General features: G+C 58.9%; 24 protein-coding genes and 3 tRNA genes. 12 read left to right on the forward strand and 15 right to left on the reverse strand.

Features of this window, described 5'->3' with window-relative positions; genetic code table 11:
- Nucleotides 1-3: 3 nt before the first annotated feature.
- The 5 genes from hscB to NT179_10290 form a co-directional block, all read right to left on the reverse strand.
- Nucleotides 4-594 carry a Fe-S protein assembly co-chaperone HscB gene (hscB, locus tag NT179_10270; protein ID MCX5722396.1) on the reverse strand — a complete coding sequence of 197 codons (591 nt, stop codon included), beginning with the start codon at nt 592-594 and terminating at the stop codon, nt 4-6.
- A 149-nt stretch (nt 595-743) separates the two neighbouring features.
- Nucleotides 744-1,100: an iron-sulfur cluster assembly accessory protein gene (locus NT179_10275; GenBank protein ID MCX5722397.1), complete on the reverse strand. Its 357-nt coding sequence runs from the start codon at nt 1,098-1,100 to the stop codon at nt 744-746.
- A gap of 20 nt (nt 1,101-1,120) precedes the next feature.
- Nucleotides 1,121-1,519: a Fe-S cluster assembly scaffold IscU gene (gene iscU / locus NT179_10280; GenBank protein ID MCX5722398.1), complete on the reverse strand. Its 399-nt coding sequence runs from the start codon at nt 1,517-1,519 to the stop codon at nt 1,121-1,123.
- Nucleotides 1,520-1,546: 27 nt separating this feature from the next.
- Nucleotides 1,547-2,764 carry an IscS subfamily cysteine desulfurase gene (locus NT179_10285; GenBank protein ID MCX5722399.1) on the reverse strand — a complete coding sequence of 406 codons (1,218 nt, stop codon included), beginning with the start codon at nt 2,762-2,764 and terminating at the stop codon, nt 1,547-1,549.
- Nucleotides 2,761-3,234, reverse strand: a complete 474-nt coding sequence (locus NT179_10290) for an Rrf2 family transcriptional regulator (GenBank protein ID MCX5722400.1) — start codon at nt 3,232-3,234, stop codon at nt 2,761-2,763. The genes NT179_10285 and NT179_10290 overlap by 4 nt, the downstream gene beginning before the upstream one ends.
- A gap of 134 nt (nt 3,235-3,368) precedes the next feature.
- Between NT179_10290 and NT179_10295 the strand changes: the two genes are divergently transcribed.
- A complete protein-coding gene (locus NT179_10295) occupies nt 3,369-3,785 on the forward strand; it encodes a 2Fe-2S iron-sulfur cluster-binding protein (GenBank protein ID MCX5722401.1) in 417 nt (138 codons plus the stop codon).
- Here NT179_10295 and NT179_10300 read toward each other — a convergent pair.
- The gene (locus tag NT179_10300; GenBank protein MCX5722402.1) at nt 3,782-4,486 is read right to left on the reverse strand and encodes an FAD-dependent oxidoreductase; all 705 of its coding nucleotides are present in this window, start codon (nt 4,484-4,486) and stop codon (nt 3,782-3,784) included. The two genes, NT179_10295 and NT179_10300, sit on opposite strands and share 4 nt — an antisense overlap.
- Before the next feature lie 131 nt (nt 4,487-4,617).
- On the opposite strand from NT179_10300, the gene gltX reads away from it, so the two are divergent.
- From gltX to NT179_10315, 3 genes are all read left to right on the forward strand, one after another.
- Nucleotides 4,618-6,033 carry a glutamate--tRNA ligase gene (gene gltX / locus NT179_10305; protein ID MCX5722403.1) on the forward strand — a complete coding sequence of 472 codons (1,416 nt, stop codon included), beginning with the start codon at nt 4,618-4,620 and terminating at the stop codon, nt 6,031-6,033.
- 68 nt (nt 6,034-6,101) lie between these two features.
- A tRNA-Gln gene (locus tag NT179_10310) sits at nt 6,102-6,175 on the forward strand.
- Between the two features lie 54 nt (nt 6,176-6,229).
- Nucleotides 6,230-6,303 (forward strand) — tRNA-Gln (locus NT179_10315).
- Nucleotides 6,304-6,437: 134 nt separating this feature from the next.
- Here NT179_10315 and NT179_10320 read toward each other — a convergent pair.
- The 5 genes from NT179_10320 to NT179_10340 form a co-directional block, all read right to left on the reverse strand.
- The gene (locus NT179_10320) at nt 6,438-6,902 is read right to left on the reverse strand and encodes an Hpt domain-containing protein (protein MCX5722404.1); all 465 of its coding nucleotides are present in this window, start codon (nt 6,900-6,902) and stop codon (nt 6,438-6,440) included.
- 54 nt (nt 6,903-6,956) lie between these two features.
- Nucleotides 6,957-8,000: an NAD(P)-dependent alcohol dehydrogenase gene (locus tag NT179_10325; GenBank protein ID MCX5722405.1), complete on the reverse strand. Its 1,044-nt coding sequence runs from the start codon at nt 7,998-8,000 to the stop codon at nt 6,957-6,959.
- A 92-nt stretch (nt 8,001-8,092) separates the two neighbouring features.
- Entirely contained in the window at nt 8,093-8,296 is a 204-nt protein-coding gene (gene yacG, locus NT179_10330) for a DNA gyrase inhibitor YacG (protein ID MCX5722406.1), read from the reverse strand.
- Between the two features lie 46 nt (nt 8,297-8,342).
- A complete protein-coding gene (locus tag NT179_10335) occupies nt 8,343-10,037 on the reverse strand; it encodes a glutamine--tRNA ligase/YqeY domain fusion protein (protein ID MCX5722407.1) in 1,695 nt (564 codons plus the stop codon).
- 166 nt (nt 10,038-10,203) lie between these two features.
- Nucleotides 10,204-10,740, reverse strand: coding sequence for a hypothetical protein (locus NT179_10340; protein ID MCX5722408.1), 537 nt, complete (start codon nt 10,738-10,740; stop codon nt 10,204-10,206).
- A 227-nt stretch (nt 10,741-10,967) separates the two neighbouring features.
- Here NT179_10340 and NT179_10345 point away from each other — a divergent pair.
- The 8 genes from NT179_10345 (at nt 10,968) to NT179_10380 (ending at nt 17,193) form a co-directional block, all read left to right on the forward strand.
- Nucleotides 10,968-11,045, forward strand: a tRNA-Glu gene (locus NT179_10345).
- Nucleotides 11,046-11,217: 172 nt separating this feature from the next.
- Nucleotides 11,218-12,324, forward strand: coding sequence for a deoxyhypusine synthase family protein (locus NT179_10350; protein ID MCX5722409.1), 1,107 nt, complete (start codon nt 11,218-11,220; stop codon nt 12,322-12,324).
- Nucleotides 12,321-13,025, forward strand: a complete 705-nt coding sequence (locus NT179_10355) for a thioredoxin domain-containing protein (protein ID MCX5722410.1) — start codon at nt 12,321-12,323, stop codon at nt 13,023-13,025. Before NT179_10350 ends, NT179_10355 begins: the two co-directional genes overlap by 4 nt.
- Before the next feature lie 11 nt (nt 13,026-13,036).
- Entirely contained in the window at nt 13,037-13,306 is a 270-nt protein-coding gene (locus tag NT179_10360) for a hypothetical protein (GenBank protein ID MCX5722411.1), read from the forward strand.
- Nucleotides 13,307-13,333: 27 nt separating this feature from the next.
- Nucleotides 13,334-14,773, forward strand: coding sequence for an aldehyde dehydrogenase family protein (locus NT179_10365; protein MCX5722412.1), 1,440 nt, complete (start codon nt 13,334-13,336; stop codon nt 14,771-14,773).
- Between the two features lie 146 nt (nt 14,774-14,919).
- Entirely contained in the window at nt 14,920-15,486 is a 567-nt protein-coding gene (locus NT179_10370; GenBank protein MCX5722413.1) for an arginine decarboxylase, pyruvoyl-dependent, read from the forward strand.
- A gap of 23 nt (nt 15,487-15,509) precedes the next feature.
- Nucleotides 15,510-16,442 carry an agmatinase gene (gene speB / locus NT179_10375; GenBank protein MCX5722414.1) on the forward strand — a complete coding sequence of 311 codons (933 nt, stop codon included), beginning with the start codon at nt 15,510-15,512 and terminating at the stop codon, nt 16,440-16,442.
- Nucleotides 16,443-16,470: 28 nt separating this feature from the next.
- Nucleotides 16,471-17,193, forward strand: a complete 723-nt coding sequence (locus tag NT179_10380; protein MCX5722415.1) for a pseudouridine synthase — start codon at nt 16,471-16,473, stop codon at nt 17,191-17,193.
- 12 nt (nt 17,194-17,205) lie between these two features.
- On the opposite strand, the gene NT179_10385 is transcribed toward NT179_10380, so the two are convergent.
- The 4 genes from NT179_10385 to NT179_10400 form a co-directional block, all read right to left on the reverse strand.
- The gene (locus tag NT179_10385; protein ID MCX5722416.1) at nt 17,206-17,994 is read right to left on the reverse strand and encodes an MCP four helix bundle domain-containing protein; all 789 of its coding nucleotides are present in this window, start codon (nt 17,992-17,994) and stop codon (nt 17,206-17,208) included.
- 13 nt (nt 17,995-18,007) lie between these two features.
- The gene (locus tag NT179_10390) at nt 18,008-19,672 is read right to left on the reverse strand and encodes an ATP-binding cassette domain-containing protein (GenBank protein MCX5722417.1); all 1,665 of its coding nucleotides are present in this window, start codon (nt 19,670-19,672) and stop codon (nt 18,008-18,010) included.
- 138 nt (nt 19,673-19,810) lie between these two features.
- Nucleotides 19,811-21,316 carry a TolC family protein gene (locus tag NT179_10395; GenBank protein MCX5722418.1) on the reverse strand — a complete coding sequence of 502 codons (1,506 nt, stop codon included), beginning with the start codon at nt 21,314-21,316 and terminating at the stop codon, nt 19,811-19,813.
- Nucleotides 21,317-22,753: a biotin/lipoyl-binding protein gene (locus NT179_10400; protein ID MCX5722419.1), complete on the reverse strand. Its 1,437-nt coding sequence runs from the start codon at nt 22,751-22,753 to the stop codon at nt 21,317-21,319. It abuts the gene before it with no gap.
- Between the last annotated feature and the right edge of the window lie 139 nt (nt 22,754-22,892).

The following is a 22,892-nucleotide window of genomic DNA, read 5'->3' on the forward strand; positions in this document are numbered from 1 at the left end:
TGGTTATCCGATGGTTGCGACGAGGTCGTTGACGATGCTCTTGACGTAGGTGCGGTTGGAGAGGATCTCTCGCATCTGCTTCAGCAGACGGTCCCGTTCGGCACGGGCGTGGCTAGTTGCGTCGCCTTGATTCTGGAGCGCATCCCAGTCGGTGAAGAGTTGCTGGAGGCTGCTCTCCATGTCCTGTTTGCGCTGCTCCAGGGTCAGTTGTTCCGCTTGGAGTTTGGCGCGAAGCTGTTGCCCTGTTCCCGATGTGGGGTCGGCGGCCCGGTATTCGTTCAGCGTGTCTTGGAGTTCAAGGATTTCCTCGAAGAGGTCGGCCGGAGGCGAGTTCCGGATCTCCTTCACGGCCCCCGCTTCCAGGTCGAGCAGATATTCGGCCCGCTGAATCGGATCGCGGAGGGTGCGATAGGCCGAATTGAGCGTGGCAGAGTTGCCCAGGCTGATGGTCTGTTCCGTCTCGCTTTTGTTCTGATAGAAGTCCGGATGGAAGGCGCGGCTGAGTTCGTAAAACTTGGCTTCCAGCTTGCTTTGGTCGATGGTGAGACGGCGAGGAAATCCGAAGCAGGTGAAGTAGTCGGTTTCTTTCGACACAGGCTGGACCTTGACGCAGCGGTCGCAGAAGTATTCTCCGGACACCTCCGATTGACAGTGCCAGCACATGCTCCTGGCCATCTGTAGCTCACGAGGGTTTGAGCTGTGAGTGTGGTGATGGTCCATCCCGTTACCTCTGTTGTCGTTCATTACGCCGAGAAGGACTCTCCGCAGCCGCACGTTTTGTCGGCGTTCGGATTGACGAACTTGAAATTGCCGCCCAGCAGGTCTTTCTGGAAGTCCAGCTGTGTGCCTTGCAGATAAATGGCGCTCTTGGCGTCGACAATAACTTTGACCCCGTCGATGTCATGGATCTGGTCATGGGGCCCGATCTTTTCGTCGAAGTTGATCGTGTAGCTGAGGCCTGAGCAGCCGCCGCCCTTCACGCCGAGACGGAGCCCGCCTTCAGTGAGGCCCTGCACGTTGATGAGGCGTTTGACTTCCTTGAGCGCCGCCTCGCTGAGCGTAATCACTGGAGCCTGGGTTTCTGCGTTGGTTGTGTCCATGGTGCGCTCCCTTTCTGACGTTACTTCGCGTCGGTCGCGGGTCCGTCGGCTTTCTTCTGGTAGTCTGCGAGGGCGGCTTTGATCGCATCCTCGGCGAGCACGGAGCAATGGATCTTCACCGGTGGCAGGTTCAGCTCCTGCACGATGTCGGTATTCTTGATCTTCTGGGCTTCCTCGATGGTCTTGCCCTTCAGCCACTCGGTGGCGAGGCTGGAGCTGGCGATGGCGGATCCGCAGCCGAAGGTCTTGAACTTCGCGTCCACGATCATATCGTTCTGCACCTTAATCTGAAGCTTCATCACGTCGCCGCACTCCGGGGCTCCGACCATGCCGGTGCCGACCCCTTCCTCATCCTTCTTGAAGCTCCCCATGTTGCGGGGGTTATTGAAATGATCGACGACTTTGTCACTGTAGGCCATGATGCATCCTCCTCTTGCCTGCCCTGGTTAGTGGGCCGCCCATTGGACCGATTTTAAATCGACGCCTTCTTTTGCCATCTCGTACAGCGGGGACATTTCGCGCAACTTGGTGACGATTTCAATCACCTTTGTGATCGTATAGTCGATTTCGTCGTCCGTGTTGAAACGGCCCAAACCGAAGCGGATCGAGGAATGCGCCAGTTCCGTTCCGACTCCCAGGGCGCGGAGCACGTAGGAGGGCTCCAATGTGGCCGAGGTGCAGGCCGAGCCGGACGAGAGGGCGATATCCTTCATCCCCATCAGCAACGATTCGCCTTCCACGTAGGCAAAGGAGATATTGAGGTTGCCGGGGAGCCGGTTGGTCGGATGGCCGTTCAGATAGCTTTCCTCGAGAGCCTTCATAATGCTGGTCTCCAGCCGGTCGCGCATCGCGATCAACCGGGCCGTTTCCTGGACCATCTCCTGCTCGCAGAGTTCGCAGGCCTTCCCGAATCCCACGATCAAGGGCACAGGAAGCGTGCCGGAGCGCATGCCTCGCTCATGTCCGCCTCCGTCCATTTGTGCCACGATGCGAACCCGCGGATTCTTTTTTCTCACGTAGAGAGCCCCGACCCCCTTGGGTCCGTATAGCTTATGGGCCGAGAAGGACATCAGATCGATGCCCATCTCCTGCACATCGACCGGGATCTTGCCGACGCCCTGCGTGGCGTCGCAGTGAAAGAGGATGCCCTTCTCCTTAGCGATCTTGCCGATTTCTTTGACGGGGTTGATCGTGCCGATTTCATTGTTCGCCAGCATGATGGAGATGAGGATCGTCTTCTCTGTGATCGCATTGCGCACATCTTCGGGATTCACCATGCCGAATTTATCGACGGCGAGGCAGGTGACCGTCGCTTTGCCCTTGCCTTCCAACGCTTTGACTGTGTCGAGCACGGCGCGATGTTCGGTGGAGGAGGTAATGATGTGGGTGCCCTTCTCCCCGTACATCTCCAGCACGCCCTTGATCGCGAGGTTGTCCGATTCGGTGGCGCCGCTGGTGAAGACGATTTCTTTCGGGTCGGCCTTGATCAGCTTCGCGATCTGCTTCCTGGCGTTTTCGACGGCTTCCTCCGCGGCCCACCCGAAGGCGTGGTTCCGGCTGGCCGCGTTCCCGAACTTCTCGACGAAGTAGGGGAGCATGGTCTCCAGGACGCGGGGATCCATCGGGGTGGTGGAGTGGTTGTCTAAGAAAATCGGCAATTTCATCGTGCAACTCCTTGTGCCGCGGAAGACTGAATCGTAATGAGGGGTGTGCCACCCATCATGTCTTGCAGGGTCATGTTATTGAGCAATTGGGCGATGCTGTCCTGAACCTTCAACAGCGGTGTGCGGATATTGCAATTGTCCCGCTGCATGCAGAAGTCGCCATCCTTCTCGTGCGAACAATCGGTGATACCCAATGGCCCTTCGATGCTTTCGAGAATTTGCGCGATCGTAATTTTATCTGCGCGCCGCGCCAGCACATACCCGCCTTTCGGGCCATTGTGGCTTTCGATCAGCGCGTTCTTGGCCAGGGTCTGGAGCACTTTGGCCAGGAGTTCGAGGGGAATGTTATATTCCTCCGCGATTTCCTTCGTATTCACGACGCGGCCCGGCATCACGTCGCCGAACTGGGCGGCTGCGATGTGTTGAAGAGCCATGAGGGCGTAGTCTGCTTTTTTTGAAATTTTCAACATTGCTATTGCCGATCTCCAGGGTCGGAGACTATAATGATCTCCGATCAATAAGGTCGGATTAAGGATAGCACGCAGGTTTCTGGCCTGTCAACAATAGGAACGAAGACTGAATTTGGCCTCGAAAGGAACGGTATATGGGCGGAACCAATCCCTATATTGAAAAAGCTAACTATGAGCTGCCTCAGCGAGCCTATAGCGTCACCTTTGTCGCTCCCGATGGAGTGACGACGAAGGTTTTGGTCGATCCAGCCAAGATCCCCTACGGCCCGACAGGGCTTCCGGGAAGTCTCCTGGATGTGGCGATGGGTAGCGGGGTGGCATTGGAACATGTCTGCGGGGGGGTCTGCGCCTGTTCGACCTGCCACATCATCGTGAAGCAGGGGCTGGAGAGCTGTAGTGAAGGGACGGACGATGAGTTCGACCAGTTAGAGAAGGCGCCGCTCACCACGTTGCAGTCACGGCTCGGCTGCCAATGTGTGCCGAACGGTACGAAAGATATCGTGGTTGAGATCCCGGCTGTGAACAAGAACCTCGTGAAGGAAGGGCACTAGTCGTAGGCTTCAGTTTTCACTTCTTTCCGCTCGTATCCCGTTTCCATAAGATAGGCTCTCAATGGCCGCACGAATCCCTTCACCCCGCTGAGGAATGGCGTCATTTTCTGTTTGCCTGCGACGAGGGGGCGCAGGACGGTCAGCGTCGCTTCGACCACTTCCTCGTCTGTCCCCTTCAGCACCATCGGTATATATCGGAATGAGGGTTGCTGTGCGGCTAAGGCCTGCAGTTCAGCGTGGTAGAGCCGTTCACTCTCAGCCGGACCGACCGCAATCAAGGTGGTGGCCGGTAGCAGGCCTGCTATCGCCAACTGCTTCAACATGCAGCGGATCGGCACGATGCCGGTGTAGCGACTGACGAGGAGCAGTTCTCGATCGAGGGAGGGGGGCAGTGAGAAGTTCCCATAGGGGCCGGACAGCAGGAGCTCATCGCCCGGCTTGAGCCCGTAGAGATAGTTCGAGCCGGTTCCATCAGGAACTCGATCGAAGACCAGGGTCAGTTGCCCTGCCTGGGAAGGGGGCTCTGCCAACGAATAGGCGCGATTGAGGGGAGGTTTGATGCCGACAGGGAGTTGCATGGAGACCCACTGACCTGGCTGGAAGAGGATCTTCTGAGTTTTGGGGAGCAGAACCAATTGACGAACGTGGGGCGTGAGATCCATGACCGAGAGGACCGTTGCCGGTTGTGTAGGTTCCGCCATGACGATCTCCTCCCTATTCTCTTATCAGATGACCGCTCCGGATGAAAGGGCGCGCCACAAGCGATTCTGTACAAGACTTTTCACCCCATGCTATAGATACCGACCGTTCCGCAACGATATAGGATTATTCGATGAGCCAAGTCAGAGTGAGATTTGCCCCCAGCCCCACAGGTTTTCTCCACATCGGTGGGGTTCGCACAGCTCTGTTCAATTGGCTCTTTGCTCGTCAGCAGAAGGGCGTGTTTGTCCTTCGCATCGAAGACACGGACCAGGACCGCTCGACCGATGAGTCGATCCAGGCCATCCTTGAGGGGCTGAAGTGGGTGGGGCTAGATTGGGACGAGGGGCCCTTCCGTCAGACCGAGCGTATCGACCTCTATCGCAGCTATGCGATGCAGCTGTTGGAGAAGGGCCAAGCCTATTGGTGTTCCTGCAAAGCGGAAGAACTCGAAGCCAGGCGGAAGGAAGCAGAGGCCAAGGGGCTGTCTCCGAAATACGATAGCCGTTGCCGTGATCGTGGCCTGGCCAATCCAGCCGGCGATGCGGCCCTGCGTTTCAAGGCTCCGTTAGAGGGTGAGACGGCGGTCGACGACCTGATCAAGGGCAAGATTGTCTTCGATAATAGTGTGCAGGACGATCTGATCATTCTCCGGTCGAACGGTTACCCGACATACAACTTTTCAGTGGTGGTCGATGATGCGCTGATGAACATTACTCATGTGGTGCGGGGCGACGATCACTTGACCAATACGCCGCGGCAGATCCCAATCTTTCAAGCGCTCGGGTTTCCCGTTCCTCAGTTCGGGCATTTGCCGATGATTCTGGGTGCGGATAAATCCCGCCTGTCGAAGCGGCATGGAGCCACTTCGATTATGGCCTATAGAGACATGGGTTATCTGCCGGATGCCATGGTGAATTATCTCGTGCGGCTCGGGTGGTCGCATGGGGACCAGGAGCTCTTCACTCGCCAGGAGCTGATCGAGAAGTTTTCCTGGAAGAATGTGCAGACCTCACCTGCCGTGTTCAATCCTGAGAAGCTGATCTGGGTGAACGCGGAATATCTCAAGGTCAGCCAGCCGGCTTTGGTCGCTCAGGCTCTGGTGCCCCTCCTGGAGGCCGCGGGCCTGACAGGCGAAGTCCGGGCTGTTGCGCCCGATTGGCTCGCACAACTGGTCGTCCTCGTGAAAGAGCGGGCGAAGACGCTGGTGGAGATGGTCGAATGGGTAAGGCCCTATTTCGGGCAGGCCGTGACCTTCGATGAGGACGCGGCGAAGAAGTTTCTGACGCCGGCTATCGCGCCGGTCCTTGGTAAATTGCTCGTTCGCTTCGAATCCTTCCCTGTCTTCTCCAAGCAGCAATGGGAAGAGGCCTTTAAGCAGCTGGTCGAGGCAGAAGGGATGAAGATGGGCCAGCTGGCTCAGCCGGTCCGTGTGGCCTTGACCGGCCGCACAGCCAGTCCTGGCCTTTTTGAAGTGATGGAGGTCTTAGGGCGAGACAGGACCATTTTTCGCCTTCGCCAGGGGCTCGACCGGGCCTCGCAGGCCTGAGAAAGTTCCGTTCCGATCAGCATCGATCTTGACGAAGCCAAGAGCCTTATATTATTGTGGCTCTAGGTTGGGGGATCGTCTAGCGGTAGGACGTCAGTTTCTGGATCTGACTACCTAGGTTCGATTCCTAGTCCCCCAGCCAAATAATCTTTCCCGCCCCGTACTTTCAGATCCATGCCTCGATTCCGTACCGCGCTGGGGGATCGTCTAGCGGTAGGACGCCGGCCTTTGGAGCCGGCTACCTAGGTTCGATTCCTAGTCCCCCAGCCATTTTCTTTGATCGCTTCTCTCATTCCCCCCACGCTATGGCAAGTCGTACTTCTTTCCGCGCGTAGCGGCAAGAGCTGCATGGAATCGCTATCGTTTTCGACGAATGCCAAGGAGGAAGGATGGAGAGGCGTGTCCTAGGAAGCTCTTCGAGCCAGTTCAGCTGAAAATATATTGCAGACGCGGTCGAACTCTTGTCGTACCACCGGGATGAGCGTCGACGCTTCTTCCAGGGATTGAGAGGTTCTGAGCCCTTCAAGCTGATCGCACAGTTCGGAGAGCCGGACGGCACCTACTATGGCGCTGCAGGATTTTAACCCGTGGGCCGATTCTAAGAGGGCCTTGCTATCCCGGTTTGCGAGCGCTGCCAGCAGCGTATCGACCAATTTCCTCGAATCCTTAAGGTAGAGGTCTAGTATTTTTGCGAGAATATCGGGGCGTCCTGGTCTCTGGGCCTCCAAGATCGGTTGCCAGGCCTTAGGATTAACGGAAAGGGAGGGTGGCTGTTTGTTATCCTTGTGGTTGAGATGTTCGCCAGTCCCCTGTGGTTCGGTTGTGCCTGCCTTGAGCTGCAGTTTCAATGTTTCCCGCGATTGACGCATGAGGGGGCTTCCTTCCACAGAAACAGGAACGTCGTCAGTTTGGCACAAGAGTTCCTACGTCATTGACCCGAGATCGATGACGAATCGAAACCGCACGTCGCCGCGGAGGACTCGTTCGTAGGCTTCGTTGACTTGTTGAATGGGAATCACTTCAACATCTGACTCGATCTGGTGCGTCGCGCAAAAGTCGAGCATCTCCTGCGTTTCACGGATGCCGCCGATGACGGAGCCAGCGATGCGGCGGCGATGCAGGATGAGGGGAAAGGGTTCCAGGAGTGTCGGTTTATCCGGCACACCGACGAGAATCATCGTGCCGTCGGTTTTCAATAAATTAAGATAGTCGTTGTAATTGTGCGGCGCGGAAACGGTATCGAGGATAAAGTCAAAGCGCCGCTGCAGTTTGGCAAAGGTCTCGGGCTGGGAGGTGAGGGCGAAGTCCGATGCGCCGAGCCGCTCTGCATCTTTCCGTTTCCGTTCGGAGGTGCTCAAGACGGTGACCTGGGCTCCGAGCGCCTTGCCAATCTTCACCGCCATATGGCCCAGTCCGCCCAATCCTACGACCGCCAGCTTGTGATACTTGCCGACGCCCCAATGGCGCAGCGGGGAGTAGGTCGTGATTCCCGCGCATAAGAGCGGGGCGGATCCGGCAGGCGACAGGGCTGAGGGAATCCGCAGCACGTACTGTTCGTCTACGACGATCTGAGTAGAGTAGCCGCCTTGCGTCGGTTGGCCGTCTTTATCGCGGCCGCTATAGGTGAGGAGCATGCCGGCTTCGCAATATTGCTCCTGGCCCTCGCGGCAGGCGGGACAGGTCCGGCAGGAATCCACGAAACAGCCGACGCCGGCTGTTTCGCCCACATGGAACCGTGTGACCGAGCTCCCGACCTGCGTGACCCTGCCGACAATTTCATGACCCGGCACCATGGGGAAAATCGAGCCGCCCCATTCGTCGCGGGCTTGATGAATATCAGAATGGCAGATGCCGCAATGGGTGATCGCGATGAGCACGTCATGGGAACCCACGTCCCGTCGTGTAAAGGAGAAGGGTTGCAGGGCAGCCTTGGCGGTCATTGCTGCATAGCCGTTGGTCGGCAGCATGGCTTGTGCTCCTAGTGAGGGGTCTAATCGGACCGTAACCATAGCAAGATGTCAGAGGCTTGCCAACCAGGAAACGCGCAAACGGGATTGCGTCACCCGGTGTCTCGATCGTCGCCGTCTTCCGATGAGTTGGAGAACGAGGTGTCGAGGGTGAGAGGGGGGCCTGGTATGCGGTAGCGGTCCGTTGCCCAGGCGCCGAGGTCGGTCACTTGGCATCGTTTCGAGCAGAAGGGGCACCAGGGATTGCCGTCCCACGTAGTGGGTTGGCGGCAGAGGGGGCAAGTCATATTCGGCATTATACCATGCTGAATTCGAGAGTCGATGAGGCGACCACCCTGTCCCTTACTTGGAGGGTTGCGCCTTTTCGATTTTGGCCCAGGCGTCCTTGAGTGGCACGGTGCGGTTGAAGACCAGCGCCTCTGCTGTCGAATCTTGGTCGGTACAGAAGTAGCCCAGCCGTTCGAATTGGTACCGGGCGCCGGGTGCCGTTTGCTGCAAACTGGGCTCGACGAGGCAGCCTGTGATTCGTTCCAGCGACGTGGGGTTGAGATAGGTCGTCCAATCCTGGTCCTGCGGCACCTTCGCCAGGTCGGTCGTCAGTAAAGGATTATAGAGACGGACTTCGGCTTTCACCGCATGGTCTGCGGATACCCAATGGATCGTGGCTTTGACTTTGCGTTGCTCCTGGGATGCGCCGCTCATGGTCGTGGGGTCGTAGGTGCAATGGAGTGCCGTGATTTCTCCGGTCTGCGAATCTTTCGTCACCCCGACGCATTTGATGATGTAGGCGTAGCGGAGCCGCACTTCACGTCCCGGGGCGAGGCGGAAGAATTGCTTGGGCGGATCTTCGCGGAAATCGTCCTGCTCGATATAGAGGACGCGGGAGAAGGGGACCTGTCTGCTCCCTGCCGCGGGATCTTCCGGGTTATTGATGGCGCCCAATTCCTCGGACTGGCCTTCGGGATAGTTGTCGAGGATGACCTTGAGCGGCCGCAGGACTGCCATAACGCGCGGCGCTCGCTTGTTCAGGTCCTCGCGAATGAAGTGTTCGAGCAGTTGCATCTCGACAGTGGCCTCGCGCTTGGCGACCCCGATATGTTCACAGAAGGCTCGAATCGCTTCCGGGGTATAGCCGCGGCGGCGCAGGCCCTTGATCGTCGGCAGGCGCGGATCGTCCCATCCGGTCACCAGTTTTTTGCTGACCAATTCCAGCAGCCTTCGCTTACTCATGACGGTATAGGTCAGGTTCAAACGGGCAAATTCGATCTGTTGGGGCCGGTGCGGCGCGTCGGCCTGTTCGACCACCCAGTCATAGAGAGGCCGGTGATCTTCGAATTCCAAGGTGCAGATCGAGTGCGTGATGCCCTCAAGCGCGTCCGAGAGGGGATGCGCATAGTCGTAGGACGGATAGAGGCACCAGGCGCTGCCGGTTCGATAATGGGTCGCATGTTTGATGCGGTAGAGGACCGGGTCGCGCAGGTTGATATTGGGCGAGGCCATGTCGATCTTGGCTCGGAGGGTGTGGGTGCCGTCGGCGAATTCGCCGGCCCTCATGCGTCGGAAGAGGTCCAGGTTGTCGTCGATGGAGCGGCTGCGCGAGGGGCTGTTCTTCCCCCGCTCCGTGAGGGTGCCGCGGTAGGCCCGCATCTCGTCCGCCGTCAAGGTGTCGACATAGGCGAGACCCTTCCGGATCAGGTGCACCGCAAATTCGTGGAGCCGCTCGAAATAATCCGAGGCGAAAAACATCTTCCCCTGCCAGTCGAATCCCAGCCAGCGGACGTCCTCCTGAATGGCCTGGACATATTCAGGGTCTTCGGTGGTCGGGTTGGTATCGTCGAATCGCAGGTGGCAGATGCCGCCCGGAGTGCCGTTCGCCAGGCCGAAGTTTAGACAGATGGATTTCGCATGGCCGATATGGATATAGCCGTTAGGTTCGGGCGGGAAGCGTGTGACGACTCGGCCGCCATGTTTGCCGGCTGCGTGGTCGGCAGCCACGATCTCGCGAATGAAATTTGACGCACTGGACGGTTCAGACATGTGCGGCTGTTCTACCATAAGAACGGCACAGGGGAGAAGGCCTTATCTCAGGCGGGCGGAGGCGGAGCGCTGGGCGGCAGGACGTCCGATATGCCGCTGTTGTACGAGAGTTCTGTCACTTGTCAAAAGGATGGATGGGTCAGCGGGAGATTTAAGGAGACGCTGATTAGCCGATGGATGCGGCGTCGCCGCGGCTTTCCGTCACATCGCCAAAGAGGGTGAGGCCTGTGCCGATGCGGCAGTAGTGCGGGCTGATAGTGACCAGTTCGCCCTGGTGGGTATAGAAGTGTCCGACGGTGATGCGGACTTTTCTTCTTTGTATGAGGCAGGCTTCGAACACCGTGTGGCCGCTTGCCCGGTCGGCCACGGTGACGGAAGGAGAGTCGTCCTGAGTCGCCTCGCGTCCGGTCTTGGCCTGGACGGTGAAGCGGCCCGCGCTGTGAGCGGAGAGCGCGTTCCGTCTGATGTGCCCGATGCGCGTGCCCTGGTCATCGTAAAAGTCCATGGTGAGGAGCAGCGCCAAGGGATCGGACTGCATCTCCAGCACCACCTGCTCCTTGCCTTGGAGCGTGAGGACGCCATTCGTATTTCGAAACACGTTCGAACCGACCTGCAATTCAAGGCCTTGCTCGGGTTTTTCGAGGTCGATCAGCTCCGGAGAGTCTGTGATGCCGGTGGTTTTTGTTTGGAGCGGATTGTTCATGTTTTCGGATGGGTCTGCTGATGGGGAGCGGGGCGACCATCGAAGAATCCCCTCTCCCTGAGGCCCGTCACGCGTATTTTCTTCAAGGTAGGCTATGCCACGGTCTCTGTCAAGTCGTGGGCCTGTCAGCGGTGTAGGGACCTGACCACCGTGCCGCCCCATCAGGAATTGAAAAGTGAAAAGCCCCTGTGCTACTGTGGCCATTCGATTCCACGTCATGGATGTCTGGTCCCATCGTCTAGCCTGGCCTAGGACGGAGCCCTCTCAAGGCTTAAACACGGGTTCAAATCCCGTTGGGACCACCACACCATGCTTACCAAGCCCTTACCCCGTCTCTTCGCTGCAGGCATTTCTCGCCCGCTTTTCTCGTCACGTCTTGCGCGGCAACTTCGTTGACGCCTCTATCGCCGGTTGTGTATGTTGTGCGGAAAGAATGTGCCGTGCTGCTCTTCACTTCTATGGCAGGTAGACTTTCCTATGGGTGCACGTGAATTCCGCGATGGGGCGCAAGATGGGCTCGAGGCGCTCGAGCCTCTCGATCCGGACCAAATCGCATCGTTCGATGGCCTGCTGACTGCCATGCGAAAGACCGCCTTCGGAGGCCGCCGCTTAGGCGAAGCTTACGAAGTGCTCTGGGCGATGATCGAGGATCCCGATTGCTTCGTCGTGCTGACTCTGTCCGGGGCGATGACCATTGCCAAGATGGGCAAGATCATCAGCTCGATGATCGATCACGGGATGGTGCAAGCGGTCGTCTCGACTGGCGCCTTGATCGCTCATGGGCTGAGCGAGTCGGTCGGTAAGACCCATTATCGGCACCATCCGTCCATGTCCGATGAAGAGTTGTTCCAAAAGGGCTACAACCGGGTGTACGACACCTTGGAGATGGAATCCAACCTGAACTACGTGGAGCAGGTGGTTTCTCAGACGATGAAACGGGTCAAGCCTGAACAGACTCTGTCCTCCGAGATCCTGACCCGTGAACTGGGTCAGACGCTTGCGGAAGAATATGACGGGGCTGGTATTCTCAAAAGCGCCTATCTGAAAAATGTCCCTGTTTTCATTCCGGCCTTTACCGATTCCGAGATGGGGTTGGATGTCGGGACCTGGGCGATGGGGCGGGAGCTCGATCGGGCTCGTGCGCAGCTCCAAGGGGGCAGCGACCTTGATGTGTTGCGGGCGATTCATGGCGCCTATCCCTCGTTCAATCCCTATCTCGATCTCAATAGTTATGCGAGCCACGTCGTGTCGGCTAAGAAGCTGGGGATCTTTACGATCGGCGGGGGCGTGCCGCGCAATTGGGCGCAGCAAGTCGGCCCCTACATCGAGATCAGCAATTCGCGGCTCGGCCTCAATGTGCAGCCGCCTCGGTTTCAGTACGGCGTGCGCATCTGTCCGGAACCGGATTATTGGGGCGGATTGAGCGGCTGTACCTACCAGGAAGGCATTTCGTGGGGAAAGTTTGTGCCGCCGGAAGAAGGCGGGCGTTTTGCGGAAGTCTTGAGCGATGCTACGGTTGTCTGGCCTCTTCTCATGGTCGGATTGCTGGAGCGCGCCAAAGCGAAGCGCGCGGCCCGCCCATGATGGCGGCGCGCCTGTTTCGCACAATGGCGGCGCTGGTGCTGGCCCTCGTGCCATTGACTCAGGCAAGCGCCGGGTCGATCATAGACGACGGCCGCATCAGAGGGCGGGTAGATGCGCCGCTGACCCTGATCGAGTATTCCGATTTTACGTGCGGGTACTGCGTCAAGTTTTTCAAGGAAACCTTGCCCCGGTTGCAGGCCAAATATATCGATACGGGCAAAGTGCGGTTTGTGTATCGGGATTATCCAAGGGCGGATCAGGGAGTTGCCGTTGAAGCGGCAGTGGCGGCGCGTTGCGCCGGAGCGCAGGGCCGGTATTGGCCGATGCATGACCGGCTCTTCAGCGGCGGTGGCCGGTTGGATTCGGGATCGTTCAAGGGCTATGCGAAGATGATGGGCCTGGATCAGGCGGCCTTTGCCAAGTGTTTCGATGAGCGCCAACATCTGGAAGCCATTTTTCAGGATCGCCAAGAAGCGAACCGGTGGGGGTTTCATGGCACTCCCGGCTTTATTCTGATCCGGACGGTCGGGGGACCAACGGAAAAAGAGCCGGCCATCGCGATCCCCGGCGCATTTCCGTTCGAAGAATTTGCGGAAGAGATTGATCGCATGCTGGCCACGGCTCCGCGTTCCCAGGGAGCTCCCCTGGAGCCTTCCGGACCGACGGCGGTGGCACAGAATAGTCAGTCCATCATTCATTAAGGATCACCCCTATGTCTGCCACACAATCGTTTTGGTCCGTTCCTCCGCGCGCAGGGGAGCCTGCCTACCGGGTTTGCATGTCCTGTCTGTCGGAAGTCTTCTATCTCAAGGTGCCCATGCCGGATTGTCCGACCTGCCACGGCGTCTCGACCTATGAGGCCTTCACGCTCGAAGCGATTCGTGACTGGGGCACAGAGGACCTGATTGCCAAGGCCGGTATCGCCCAGCAAGAGGCCAGCCTTGAGCCGGTCCCTGCAGCATCGGTCAAGTCCGTCGACTAAGGCTTCATTATCCGCGGGGCGTCTCTCGTGCAAGACCCACGTCCATTTTTAATCGGAGGCCTGTGGCGGCAGGGGGAAACCTCTGTCCCTGTGAACAATCCGTTTACGGGGGAGCGGCTTGCCACGGTCTCCTACGCCAGCTCTTCCGATGCAGAGGCTGCGATCCAATCGACGGTCGATGCCGCTGCCGTGATGGGAGCCCTGCCGTCCCATGCCCGCTATCAGTTGCTGCAAAAGATCGCCGGTGCCATCCATGACCGGCGCGAGGAATTTGCCCGTCTGATGACGGCGGAAGCAGGCAAGCCGATCGCCGATGCAAAGCGGGAAGTCAGCCGGGCCGTCCAGACCTTTACCATTGCGGCAGAGGAAGCGAAGCGCATTCCCGGCGAGGTGATTCCTCTCGACTGGACGCCGGGGACTGATTCGCATCTCGGCATTCTCCGCCGGGTTCCGATCGGTCCGGTGCTCGGGATTACGCCCTTTAACTTTCCTCTGAATCTTGTCGCGCACAAGGTTGCTCCGGCCTTGGCTGCCGGCAATGCCATCCTCATCAAGCCTGCGCCACAGACGCCTCTGACTGCGCTCCTCCTGGGCGAAGTGGCGCTGGAGGCAGGGCTTCCTCCCGGCGCGCTGAACATCCTGCCCTGCGACAATACAGTGGCGGAGCAGCTCGTCGTCGATCCCCGCTTTAAGCTTCTGAGCTTTACCGGCAGCGCTCCCGTCGGATGGATGTTGAAGGCCAAGTGCGGGAAGAAAAAAGTGGTGCTGGAGCTGGGCGGGAATGCCGGTGTGATCGTGGAGCCAGATGCCGATCTGGAGTTCGCCGCGCAGCGCTGCGCAGCCGGCGGGTTCGGCTATGCAGGCCAGACCTGTATTTCCGTGCAGCGAATCTTCGTCCATCATTCCATCGCAGAGTCTTTCACGGCGAAGTTGCTGGCGCAGGTCGCGCGGCTGAAGGCTGGGGATCCCAGCGATGAGGCGACGGTCGTCGGCCCCTTGATCGATCAGGCCGCTGCCCATCGTGTGGAGGAGTGGGTTGGGGAAGCGGTCTCGCAGGGGGCGTTGGTGCTCCTGGGGGGTACACGTGTGGGCTCGGTCATGGAGGCCACGGTGCTGTCGCAGGTCACGCCGACGATGAAAGTTTCTTGCCGGGAAGTGTTCGGACCGGTGGTGACGGTGACTCCCTATTGCCATTTCAACGAAGCGATTGCGGCGTTGAACCAGTCCGACTACGGGCTGCAGGCCGGGGTCTTCACTCAGGATGTGAATGCCATTTTCCATGCCTTTCGGCAGCTTGAAGTCGGGGCGGTGCTGGCCAACGAGATTCCGACCTTTCGGGCCGATCACATGCCTTATGGCGGCGTGAAGGACTCGGGGATCGGGCGCGAAGGGATTCAGGCGGCGATGGAGGATATGACGGAGCCTCGCATGCTGGTGTTGAACCTGAAGCCTCCGGCCGGGGCCTAAATAAAAAAACGCCTCGGGATATTGCGAAGCGGCGTCAATTCTTGGTAGAACAGCCACCCTGCATGTGTAGGAAGGTTTGAGAGCCGTATTTCAGCTAACGAGGCGTCCGGCATCCGGTTGGTCGGACGAAGTAAGGAGAAGAGACGATGGTACCTACGCAGATGTTTCTGACGCGAGGCGTTGGAGTTCACAAAGAAAAGCTGGCCTCCTTCGAGGAGGCCTTGCGTAGTGCCGGCGTCGCGTATTGCAATCTCGTCACGGTGTCGTCGATTCTTCCGCCGAATTGTAAAATCATCCCGCGTGCACGCGGCGAGAAGTTATTGAACCCCGGTGAGATTACGTTCTGTGTGATGGCGCGGTCGGAAACGAATGAACGGAATCGCCTGGTCTCTGCGTCAATTGGGTTGGCGGTTCCCACGGATCGTCGCACCTACGGCTATCTGTCCGAGCACCATGCGCATGGCGAAACCGATGAAGAGACGGGCGAATATACGGAAGACTTGGCGGCACAGATGCTGGCCACAACGCTCGGCGTCGAGTTCGATCCGAACATCGCGTGGAAAGAACGGGAACAGGTCTTCAAGATGGCCGGGAAGATCGTTCGGACCCAAAACATCACTCAGTCCGCTATTGGGAAACCCAATCGCTGGACGACGGTAGTGGCGTTTGCCGTGTTCATCCCGGAAGAAAATATCCCGAAGCGGCGCCGGTAGTCCTGCCACGTGAGCATACGCCCATGACACTTCCCGCCGGATGGGAAGGCACCGACCAGAACTTCCTCGGGCTTGAAGAGCCCTGGTGCCATCCTGATCGCGCGGGCGTCTACGTCCTGCCCGCGCCCTACGAACATACCTCCAGCTACGTGCGGGGCTCCGATCGGGGTCCATCAGCCATCATCGAGGCCTCGCAGCAAGTCGAGTTGTACGACGAAACGCTCGGCTGTGAACCCTATCGTGAGTGGGGCGGGGTGGCGACCATCCGCTCGCTTGATCTTGCCGGCAAAGTCGATAAGCAGGCGGTGGATGCGATTGAATCGTTCGTTGCGCCCCATGTCGGAGCCGGGCGGTTTGCCGTCACCTTGACCGGTGAACATACAGGCGCGCTGGGGGCGATTCGAGCCCATGCCAAACGCTATCCCGATCTTTGCGTGGTCCAAATCGATGCGCATGGGGACTTGCGGAAGGCCTATCAAGGCAATCCCTATAGTCATGCCAGCGTCATGGCCCGCGTGGTTGACGACGGGTTGCCGCTGGTCCAAGTCGGCATTCGCTCCATCTCCCCCGAAGAAGTGGAGCTGATGAAGAGTACGGATCGCATCGCCACGTTCTTTGCCGCCAACATCCTCGATCCCTCAGGTCCTTACGAAGGCAAGGCCTCCCGCTGGATTCCAGAGGTGGTGAAGGCCTGTCGCGGGCCGGTCTATCTGACGTTCGATTGTGACGGGCTCGATGCCTCGCTGGTCCCGGCGCTGGGCACTCCTGAACCTGGCGGGTTGGGGTGGTACGATACGCTGAACCTCATCACGGCCTTGGCCAATGGGCCTGGCATCCTCGGGATGGACATCAGCGAGATCGCCCCGATCGAAGGGTTCGTCGCGCCCCAGTTTTGTATCGCCAGGCTGATCTACCGCATGCTGGGACGGATCAAAGCGGGCCGGCGCGTTCATTGAAACGGCATACCACCTCGTGACTGAGAAACTGCGCATCAATAAGTTTTTTACGCACCACGGGATTTGTTCCCGGCGAGAGGCGGATCGCCTGGTTGAATCCGGTCGCGTGACCATCAATCAGCGGGTGGCGTCCCTGGGAGATAAGGTCAGTCCTGAGGACGTGATCGCGCGGGACGGCCAGGTGATTCCCTGGGGGACGGCCCCGGTCTATATCAAGTATTACAAGCCGGTAGGCGTGACGACGACCAGTGAGTCGCATGTGACCAGGAACATCATTTCGGAGATCGGTCATCCGGAGCGGATTTTTCCGATCGGTCGGCTCGACAAGGACTCTTCCGGCCTCATTCTGCTCACGAACGATGGAGACATCGTGAATGAGATTCTCCGAACCGAGCATGGCCATGAACGGGAATATGAGGTGTCCGTCGATCATCCGTTCGATCAGACGTTTATCGACCACATGGCGCAAGGGGTCGTCATTCTCGACCGCCCGACCAAGCCCTGCCGGGTCGAACGAATCGGTCCCGCGAGGTTCCGCATCATCCTCACCGAAGGACGCAATCGGCAGATCCGGCGCATGTGCCAGCTCTTGGGCTATCGGGTGCTTGCGCTGCATCGCGTCAGGATCATGCATATTACGCTTGCGGGGCTGGTTCCCGAATCCTGGAAACCGCTGACCGATGAGGAGCGCAGGCAGCTCTTTCAGGCGGTCGGGCGGGGGGGCAGTCATGGTGAGACGCAGAGCGGGTGACTCGGCAGTGAATTAGTCCTGGCGCAGCGCCTGTTGTGGGCTGTCATCGGCCAGCGGGACAGGGTGGGGGCGGGAGTCGATCGCAGGCTCGTTTGAGCCGCCGGCCCGAGGGGCTGTCTCTCCGCGCTGCCTGGTGAAAAAGAGATTTAAAAAGGCGACAAAGAAACTCCCCCCTACGATCAGCAGACCTGTACGCTGAATCGCTTTCGTCCCTTCATCGCGCATATCCTTGGCCACGTCCGCCACGGTGTCCAACAGTCGATCCAGCGCCAGACTCACCTGAATCATTTTCGGACCGGCGTTGTCGGAGGCATGCTCTTCCGCTTTCCGCCTGATGGCTTCCCGCTCTGCCGGGGAGACAGCCGTCCATTCCTGCGTCAAGAGTTGCACGGTCGTGCTGGCCACAGAAAAGTATTGGTCGAGACTCTGCCTGACCGCTTCGATATCTTCCGGTTCACTGCGGCCGCTTCGTGAGACGCGGAGTCCGGCTGCCGCATAGCGATCGACGGCATGTTGAATTTTTGCGCGCTGGCCCGGCAAAGACTCCGTGATCCGTTCGAAGTCTTTCTGGCTGTCCGCTGCGAGGGCGCGGATGATGGTGTTCCGGTAGCGCATGGCGTCTGCGGAAATGTGGGCGAGATCGGCGGCGCCGAGCGTGTACTCGGTGTACATGATTCGCAGGTCCTGGTCGACGCTGCTCAAGGCCTGTCCGCTCATCCAGCCCAGTCCTGCGATGAGCAGGCTGATGAGCAGCTGCGAGGCGCTCGGGCGAAATGATCGAAGAAAGGTTATAAGTCCCACCGTACTCCTTCGCTCAATCAAGAATGATTCGCCGGTCGACGTGCGGTGTGAGGTTGGGATCGTTCGATACGAAGATCGTCGACCAGGGCTCATCTTTGGAGCAGAGCCGCCGTAAGATGGTCTCGCGCAGGGTCGGTTGCATGGTATGGAGGATGCCGTCAAAGATCAGAATTTGCGGGCGGGCCAGGATCGTCCGCGCGAGCAAGATCCGTATGATATGCGTCGGGGCCAGCGCCTTCCCGGGCGCCCTGATGTGGGTCTTGAGTCCCTGCGGGAGCGCATCGACCTCTTCTTCCAGTTCGGTGAAGCGCAAGGCCCACCGGATGTCGCCATACGGAACATAGGACCGCCCGAGGACGATATTATCCTCGATCGTGCCTTCAAACAGGGTGAGTTGGGAGTCGATCATGAACCCCCGGCAACGATTGATCGTGTGAAGGTCGAGATGGCGAAGGTCCACTCCATTGTACCGAATGACGCCGCCGGTCGGCGCTTCCATGCCGGCCAGGATTCGCGCGAGTGCTGTTTTGGCTGCCGCTGTGCCGGCGTAGATGCCGATCTTTTCGCCGGGGGTGACTTCAAGATTGAAATGTTCGAAAGTCGGCGGCATGCCTGGGTGGGTGAATGCCAGGTCTTTGCAGGTCACGCGAATGCCGTGAATGGTTGGATCCGGCAGCGTGACGGACAGGGCGATGGAGGCTTGGTCCTTCGGAAGTGAGAACAGAAAATTGAGCTCGTACAGTCCGGTTAAGAAATAATAAATGTGTCCCATGCGTTTGACAACGGCATCGAGACTCAAGAGGAGGCCACTGACGACGACTTCGGCAGCCACCAGTTGTCCGAGCGTCAACTGCCCCATGGACAACAACCATCCGGCGGTAGCGAGGAGCCCGCTGTGGGCGACGGCTTGCCAGCCGACCGATCCCAGGTACTGGCGGATCAGAATGCCAAAGCGGGTTTGTCTGGTCTCGACGTAGGAGTGGACTAACTCGTCCGTTCTTGTCATCACCAGCGCTTGGCTGTCCGTGGATTTGAAGTGCAGCAGATTGTGTGCGATCTCCTGCAGCCAGTGCAGGGCCTCATACTTCGCATGGGACATATCGATGGTGGCCTTGAGCCCTCCATGCGACATGAGAAAAAAGACGACGCTGAATCCTGCCAGGAGCAGTGCGTTATACAGCAAGAAGTAGGGATGATAGAAGACGAGGATGGTCAGGCCCACTGCGCCGCCTACGATGACATTGATCAGGTCAACGAGGAGCACCGAGAGCGCCCGCTGCATGAAGACTGTTTCCATGAAGAAATTGGCATAGCGGGGCTGGAATTCCTGAAATTGCAGATGGGGCAGCTGTTGGGCCATGCCGAGGGCGACGCGAGCGAAGATCCGGCGCTCCAGCACTTCGACGGCGTAGAACTGTAGGGCGCGAAACGTTCCAACGAACATGAGCCCGGCCACCATGACACCTGCGAGGGTCACAATGGTGATGGGCTGAATGGCAAAGGCAAAGGTGTTGACGAGTTCTTGGACGGTGAGCGGGACGATGAGCGAGAAGAGTCCGATGGCAATCGAATACGAAAAAATCAGGGCGAGGATCCGCCGTTCCAAGCGGAAGAGGACGCCCAGGCAACCGAGCATCAGCTGAAACAAGTTTGGCTGGCTACCGACCGGATTTTGCACGGATTCCGTCTTCTTCCTCAGCTCGGTCCCGCCTTGTGTCGCACAGTCTGGCGAGGGTCGGGATGAGTTGTCTATGGGAACGGGCGCACATTTTTCTCACGCTATCAAAGCACAAAAATAAAAGCCACTTCTGATTCCTCAGTCTTTGGTGCGATAGGTGACGGGAGTCGTGTACGGCGTGGTTTTCGCCCAGGCTCCGATCGCCCATTGGTAGAGGGCCAGGGCTTTTTGATAGTCCGCTTTGGCGCGGATGACCTGGTTTTCCGAGTCGACCGAATTCCGTTCCCGCAAGTTGACGAAGAGGACGCTGGTGGCTCCCAGGCTAAACCGGAACCGTTCCCCTTCTTCGAGCGTCTTGGCCAGGCGGAGCGACTCGGTTGCGGCCGCCACCCGTTCTTTGGCTCGTTCAATGGCGGAGAGGGCATTGTCCACGTCGACGAGTACTTGTTGCTCGCGGAACTGCTGCATGAAGACAAATCGATCTGCCTTGCCTTGCGCTTCCAGGACTTCGCCGCGGCTCTTGCGCTGGAGAATGGGAATTCTGAGCTCCAGCCCGAAGCGGTAGCCGAGCCCCAATACGAACTTTTCCGGCGCGCGGGCCGGCGCCGCCTCTGCATCCAGGCTTGGGAGGAGGTTATTTTTGGCCAGCTCAAGGTCGATATTGTTCAGTTTGGCCTCGATGCCGATTTCCTTAATCTCCGGGCGCTCGACCTTGGCTTGGAGTTTGTGGGCCTGGATGGTGTCGGGCGCCGGCACCAGCATCTGCGACGGGAAGTTCGGGACTCGCTCTAACGGTGGGGTCACGGGGGCATTGTTGTCCCAGAGGAACATGGAGAGTTTCAGTTGCTCCTGCTCTACCAGCCGCTGCACGGCGATGGCCGTTTCGCGCCGGCGCTGGACTTCCTGATTGGCTTCGACCACGTCGAGCGGCGCGACGGCTCCCGCTTTGGCGCGACCTTCGACCTGTTTATGGCGATCTTCAGCCACTCCCACGGCCCGGCGCTGCACGTCCGCCAGCTTCACCGCTGTGACCCAATCCCAGAACTGCGTGGCGGCCGCGAGGAAGAGGTCCTGCCTCGTTTGGGCAATTTGCACCTCTGCGCGGGGATTGGCCAATTCGGATCGCTGGAGTTCGGCATTCTCAGGATTCATCATGAGGCCTCGGAGGAGGGGCAGGTAGCCTCCGAGGAGGACTTGATTGTTGTGGCCGAACGAGAGGTCTGGAATGGTGGCGTCGCCGATCGCCTTTCGCACGCCCGCGCTGTAGCGAAATCCCCAGGGATGGCGGGCTTCGACGAGGGTATCGTTGAAGCCCATGGTTTGAGTGCCTTTGCCTGGCTCCGAGCTCTTGATGAATCGTTCGATTTCCGTATCGTTGACGAGGGTCGGCTCAAAGGCACCGAGCGCTTTGAGCATTTTCCCGCGGGCCATCGTTTTCTCCGTGCCGGCGCCCCTGAGGAGCGGGTGGGAACGATCGATCCAGGCGTGAATCTCTTCCACGCTCAAGGGGATCGGGGGCAGCGGTTTTGATTTTGCCGCCTCTCCCGCAGCAGCGGGGAGGGGGCACAGCCAGATCGTTCCCAGGAGCAGGACGATCGGGATGCAGCGGCTGGCATTCATGGGACGGATTCCTTTGTGCCGCATTTACTTTGCCCCTCGCCCTGCTTTCGGCAAGAGGGTGTCGATCAGGCTCGGCGGGCGCTCTTGATAGTCCGGCGGGAAGAGGTTGAAGCGCCGCCAGAGTTCGTACCAGAGGGGGACCCGGTTCAAGATGACCCATCCCATCGCTTTCGTTCCCTGGCGGACATGTTCCTGGGGGGGCCAGGACCGGTCGTTTGGGTCCGGGACCACCCAGAAGCGAAAGCTGCCCTTGCCGTCGTCGACTTGATCGATGACCTTGATCAATCCTCCATAGGTGCCGGCCATGATTTCCGGCCAGGCCGGGAGCGGAATGGCGGGGATCCCGTAGAACAGAATGCGAACTTTGCGGCCCACGTTGAGCAGCGGCGCGTCGATTCCGTCAGCCACCATCTCAATGGCTTTGTCGGTGCTCGTCGGAGAAAGCTTCACGAGTTTATCCCCGGGACGGACGGTTTCCCCGGCCCCGGCGTGAGCCATTTTCACTACGGTGCCATCGATCGGGGCGAGGATGCGGCTGGCGAGCCGGCGTTGCTCCGCATTGGACATCCGCAAGGAGACATCGGCCAGTTGGTCGGTGGCTTTGGCCGCGTCGCCGATGGAGGCTTCACGGGCCGCTTCGGCATCGAGCAATCGCTGCAGGACCTCGGCGCTGATTTGGTCGCGGCCAAAGCTGAGGGCTTTCATCGCCTGTCCCGCGCCCTTGAGGTTGGCCTGCGCCCCGGTCAGATCGGCTTTGGTGGCGATCGCCGACTGGATGGTTAGCTCGAGTTCGCGTTGCGATACGAGGCCCTGTTCCGCCAACTGTTTGTGCCGGTTTACGTTTAGTTCAGCGGTGGAGACCGCAATTTTTGCCGATTCGACCTTCTGGTAGGCCTCCCGCACCTTATTTTCCGCTTCGATCACCCGCGCCTGGGCGGAGGGGACCGCGGACTTGACGAGGTTCTGCATCTCCACGATCCGCTTATCCAATTGCTCGGCGCGCGCGAGCGCGGCTTTGCGAGACTGGTCCAGCGCCTTGCGTCGTTGGTCCAGAAAAGGCAGGAGGTCCGGGGCCATGAAGTTGGGATCGTAGTCGTCCAATTCCAGGATGAGGTCGCCTTGCTTGACGCGCACCCCCTCAAAGATGTGCCATTTCTTGATCCGCCCGGTGATCTGGGCTTCGATATCTTGCGGCCGTTCGTAGGGCATATAGGCGGAGAGTTGCCCGGTGACGGTAATCGTCTGGGTCCAGGGCAGGAAGGCAATGATCACGAGAAACAGCAGCACCAGCTTAATGGCGAGGCGCGAGGAAAACTTGAGACGTTCGGGGATTTGGACCTCTTCCCAGGACTGGAGCTTGGTCGAAGTCGCCAGGTCGTCGATCGCGATCTCGTCCAGACCTGTGTCCTGTTGAACGAGGGAGCGGACTTTATTTCGCAAATTCTGCGTGAAACGCGCCACCGAGTTCTCCTCGCCAGAGCAGGGAAGCTAATACAACGGTCCTATCATAGTGGAAGCGGCGTATCTGGTCAATTTTTCAGCGCATCTGGTTATTCTGGAGAGGGCTGCGCTTGACCATCAGTCAGAGAATCGCTAAGGT

The organism is Nitrospirota bacterium (assembly GCA_026387665.1).
Lineage (GTDB): Bacteria > Nitrospirota > Nitrospiria > Nitrospirales > Nitrospiraceae > Palsa-1315.